This is a genomic window from Pseudarthrobacter sp. PS3-L1 (assembly GCF_030063285.1).
In the GTDB taxonomy this organism is placed as follows: domain Bacteria; phylum Actinomycetota; class Actinomycetes; order Actinomycetales; family Micrococcaceae; genus Arthrobacter.
On record NZ_JASISU010000013.1, the window covers coordinates 1 to 4,961 of the forward strand.

General features: G+C 61.0%; 2 protein-coding genes. Both read right to left on the bottom strand.

All coding sequences use genetic code 11. The features are described from left to right. Nucleotides 1-363 precede the first annotated feature (363 nt). Nucleotides 364-3,381, bottom strand: a complete 3,018-nt coding sequence (locus QMG79_RS16515) for a glycoside hydrolase family 2 TIM barrel-domain containing protein (protein ID WP_283539722.1) — start codon at nucleotides 3,379-3,381, stop codon at nucleotides 364-366. A gap of 163 nt (nucleotides 3,382-3,544) precedes the next feature. Beyond that, nucleotides 3,545-4,681, bottom strand: a complete 1,137-nt coding sequence (locus QMG79_RS16520; protein ID WP_283539723.1) for a LacI family DNA-binding transcriptional regulator — start codon at nucleotides 4,679-4,681, stop codon at nucleotides 3,545-3,547. Nucleotides 4,682-4,961 lie beyond the last annotated feature (280 nt).

Below are 4,961 nucleotides of genomic sequence, written 5' to 3' on the forward strand. Positions count from 1 at the left end.
AGCACAACCAGAAAATGGCTTGAAATAAAGGGGATTGGCCACCCGCGGTAACAAGCTCTAAGCTGTTCCCCTCGCGGCGACTTAGAAAACAATACACCCACACCACCCCCACCGCAAATCCACCCCTCTATAGCCCCTAAACCGCGCCACCAATGGCCGAAGCCATCAAATACCCCCAAAAATCACCCCTCGGCGTTCACACCACGCCCTGTGGCCTCCGCCACACCTTTTACTCGACGGTCCAGAACCAGAAAGCCAGTGAAACGCAAAGGGGGCTGACAACCCTGTGGTTGTCAGCCCCCTTGCATGAATCGCGGCGCTGATGCGGGCCGCGCCGGGTGATCGCGCCCGGTGATCGCGCCGTCAGTTGGCGGTCAACACCACCGTGAAATCTGCGGACTGGACGGGCAGCCTGTACGCGGGCAGGGTGTCTGGTCCGCAGGCTGCTGTCCCCACGCCACGTCGAGCATGGTCCACATAAATGTAGGTCAGTCCATCCATCAACAGGTCTGGCTGGTGATTCGCTGCCTCAAGGACCTTTTCGCTGTATCCACGCACGGTGAGGGCGAACGAGTCCCCCGCTATACCCAATGACCCGCCGTCGTAGGTCACAGCTGCCGAGCGTACCCCAGCGCGCGAACCGGACTCCTGCGGCTTGACATAGTCCACATCAAGATCCGCAACAGACAGGGCGTACCAACCAAGCTTTGCGCCCTGGCCTGTATCCGGGTAGCTGTGGTGCGGTCCCTGTCCAAACCACGCAACGTCAGTGGGCTGTGCACCAAGAACCAGCTCAAGGCCAATCCTGCCCCACTCGACCTCAAAACCATCCGAAGTCCAATTCCCCACGGGCCGGACCAGAGTCTGCAGACGTACCGCGTCGCCCTGGGCTGTCCACACGTAGTCCACCTCGACGCCGAACTGCTTGTCGGCGGCAGCCATCCTCGTCGTGACTCGCAGTTGCTCCCCGCCGTCGTTCGTTTTCCCGACGGTGATGTCTATGAGCCGTGACGCCATGCGATCGAGCCCAATGTTCTTCCAGCGTGACGCAAGGGACCTCGTGTCTGCACTGAACCACACTTGGGCAAGGTCATTGTCCGTGGCGGGACGCCAGAGTTTCAGGCCAAAACTCTCCACGGCCGTACCGCCAAGGCGCACGGGCAAACCGGAGAATCGGTCAATTTCTACAGGGCCCACACGAAGCACTTCGGCATCAGCCTGCACTGCAGTGCCGGCCTCAACAGCGGACACATGCTGTTCCTCCCGCAGATCCTGGCCCCAGGCAATTTCGTGCCCGGCCGCTGCCCAATTCGTCTCTGCACCAAGGACTGCACTGACGGTGAGCACTGCCCGCCGTCCGGCTACTGACTCCTTCAGCCCTGCAGGCAGGGCCACTGCCACCTGCTCCTGCGCGGAAACCGGCGGGACTGCCAGTTCCCCAGAGCCAACAACGTCGCAGTCGGCCTCTACTACATACCTGAAGGACAGCGCTTCGGTACTGACAAAGTCAAACCCGTTACGGAGTTCAATGCTGGTCCAGTCAGCAGCAATACCAAGGGTGACCGGCTCAATGACCTTCTTGAAATCAGTGAGGCCCGGGCGTGGTTTCCGATTGGCATCAACAAGACCGTCTGTCACGAAGTTGCCGTCGTGGACTTCCTCGCCAAAGTCTCCACCGTAGGCAAAGTTTTCGTTGCCGTCAGGGTCCTGGACAGTGATCCCATGTTCCAGCCATTCCCACACAAAACCGCCCATGAGCCGCGGGTACCGGTTGAAAAGGTCCTGGTACTCAGTCATGCCCCCTGGGCCGTTGCCCATGGCGTGGACGTACTCGCACTGCACAAAGGGCATGGCCCTCCGCCGGGCATCAAGTTCTGGATCATCCAGCGGTTTTTCAGCACCCTGGCCGATCAGCTCGGTCTCATCATGGAAGGCATACATGCGCGAGTAGACATCAGCATAAGCGCAGCTCCAGTCACCTTCGTAGTGCACCGGGCGGGAGGGGTCGCGGTCTTTGGTCCAGCGGTACATGGCGGCAAGGTTGCGGCCAGTTCCCGCCTCGTTGCCCAAGGACCACATGATGACGCTGGCGTGGTTTTTGTCCCGCTCCACAGTCCGCTCCATGCGGTCAAGAAGCGCAGCTTCCCACTGGGGATCATCGCTCGGGTTCTGGTTCCATTCCGAATTCACAAAACCGTGGGTCTCAAGGTCGCACTCCAGGACAACGTAGAACCCCAGCTGGTCTGCCAATGCAAGGAATTCGGGGTGCGGCGGATAATGCGAGGTACGAATGGCGTTGATGTTGTGCTGCTTCATGAGGCGCATCTCCGCCTCCATGGTCTCGCGTGGCACGACCCGTCCCAGCTTGGGGTGATGTTCGTGCCGATTAACACCGCGCAGGAGGATGCGTCTGCCATTAACCTTGAACTGCGCATCTTCAATTGTGATGGTGCGGAAGCCAAGTTCGACCGAGATGCTCTCCCCGGGAGTGCTGACATGCGCCTGGTAGAGGCGCGGCGTTTCGGCTGACCATCCAGTGACACCAGCTATCCGCACCTCTTCCGCAGCATCGCCCTCAAAGTCCAGTTCTGGGATGCGGACGACGGCGGCCACCGGCTTACCGCCGCGCGTCACCTCAAAGCGGAGGACGCCGTCGCCCGTCACGTGGTCATAGTCCGCGTGGACAAAGACGTCGTCGATGCCTTCAGCCGGCCGGGCCGCCAGCGTGACGTCGCGGAAGATTCCGGGAAGCCACCACATGTCCTGGTCCTCGAGGTAGCTGGCGGCCGAGAACTGGGCTACCTGCAGGGCCAGCACGTTGCTGCCCTCGCGAAGGACACCAGCAACATCGAATTCGTGGGCCAGGCGGCTGCCACGGGTGGTACCCAGTTCCTTGCCGTTGAGCCACACAGTTGCTGCGGAATCAACCCCGTCAAAACGGATGAGCGAGCGGTGAGCAAACTCGGCCCCGGCGGAGAATTCGACAACAAAGTGGCCTACCGGGTTTGCGTCCGGCACGTGGGGCGGCTCAACGGCAAAAGGGTACTGCACATTGGTGTACCACGGCTGGCCGTGGCCGTGCATGGGCCAGCTTGAAGGAACCGGGAGATCGGAATATCCGTCAAGATCCTGTCCCTCCTGCCAGCCGTCTGCAGGCGCCTGCCGGACGCCCGGATACAACCTGAAGTTCCACAGGCCGTTGAGGGACAGACGTGGCGCATCGCTTTCGAGGAATGATCGCGGTGCCTCAGAACCGCGTCCTGGTTCCACGGACTCAAGCTCAAGGACGGCACTGGATGCAAGCGCCAGGGAGCGCGGGGATGCGGTATCGCTGGACGACGGGACGAGAGTGTCCACGTCGGCGGGGGACTCGGTAGTCATGCGGAGGTCCTCATCAATTCTGGGGATTAGTGATCCCGTGAACGTTCACGGTACAGACAATGCTACAGCCGTTGGAGTCATCTGCACAGAGCAGGAACTCCTCACACCTCTCTCCAAAGAGCGGAACTTCCTTGGTATCCCGCCGCATCGTGGACGTGGTACTTCACGCCGATTCACGCACGGTGAGCTCGTGTCTGACCGTCACGGCAGATTCCGGGCTGCCAGGAACGAGGCTTCCGTCAATCAAGCCGGCCACCAGGTCCACGGCCATCCGGCCCACCGCCCGCAGATCCAGGGAAAGGGTCGTCAATTCGGGGGCCAACAATCTACCGAGGGGAATTCCGTCCATACCCATGACGACACAGTCCTGGGGCACCCTGACCCCGTGGGCGCTGAGAGCCTTAAGCGCCCCTGCAGCCATGAGGTCATTAAAAGCCAAGACTGCGTCAGGACAAGGACCGGATGCCAGCCGCGCAGACAGCGAGGTGAAGGCAGCCTCAGCAGATTCTCCTGCCGACACCACTTCCAACCCAACACCCCTTGACGCTGCCAGCTCAACAAAAGCCTTGCCGCGCACGGAAAGTTGTACAGGTTCGCTCCGGCCCGCATCGGTTCCCCCACCATCGTCCAAGGGGGCCACGTGGAGTGGTATCTCGACGGCGGGCGCATCCGCTGCCGTGGTCATTGAAATGATGGCATCAAGGTACAGGACTGAACTGCTCCCGCGGAGAGCTAGGTGATCGAGCGCCAGCGAGGCTGCGTAGGGGTAGTCAAAAGAGATTCCTGCCCCGGCTTCACCAGACACCCTGTCAAGAACCAAGAGGGGCCGACCACTCAGGAGATCATTCGCGTTGAGGGTATGCGGGCCCAAATACCCAATAACTGCATCAACATGCGGAGCAAGGTGTTGCACTGAGCTCAGTCCGCTGCTCTCGCCATGACCGTAGTCATCCACCACTACGTGCCAACCACGTTGAGTGGCTGCCTCCACCACACTTGACGCGAACGCCGGAAAGTACGGATTCGTCAGGCCTGGAATGGACAGGCCAACCGACGTGCGGGAGCCCTGAACCAGTCCCTTGGCAAACCGGCTGGGGACATATCCGAGAGTGCGCGCTTCCTGCTGCACACGCTCCCGGGTGGCCGGTTTGATGCCCGGCATGTTGTTCATGGCCCTAGTGACAGTCTGCCTGGAGACTCCGGCAGCTGCTGCGACGTCCAGAATGGTGGCCCGCTTATCCCGCACACCATCAACGCTTGAGTGCGGCGCCCTACCCGAGGCATCGGCTTCGCGATTCATCTTCACAGCAGCGTTCCCTTCACCGTAAGGAGCGGGAGCAACCCCATCGGTTACCTCGTCGTCAGCTGAAGCACGGCTTCGTTGATCTCTCGCTGAGTGACCGGTGGATTCCATAGTCAGTAAGTCTAGGGTGCTTGGCGCGGTTGGCGGGGTTGTGTTGTGGGGTTGTGGTGTTAACGGGTGAGGGGCCCCACCAGTGGTGGGGCCCCTCGACCTTTTTTCTGAAGTGTTGTCCGGCGGTGTCCTACTCTCCCACACCCTCCCGGGTGCAGTACCATCG

Excerpts from the sequence above, each read along its gene's own strand:
- QMG79_RS16515 (WP_283539722.1), bottom strand. The coding sequence starts at position 3,381 with ATGACTACCGAGTCCCCCGCCGACGTGGACACTCTCGTCCCGTCGTCC.
- QMG79_RS16520 (WP_283539723.1), bottom strand. The coding sequence starts at position 4,681 with ATGAATCGCGAAGCCGATGCCTCGGGTAGGGCGCCGCACTCAAGCGTT.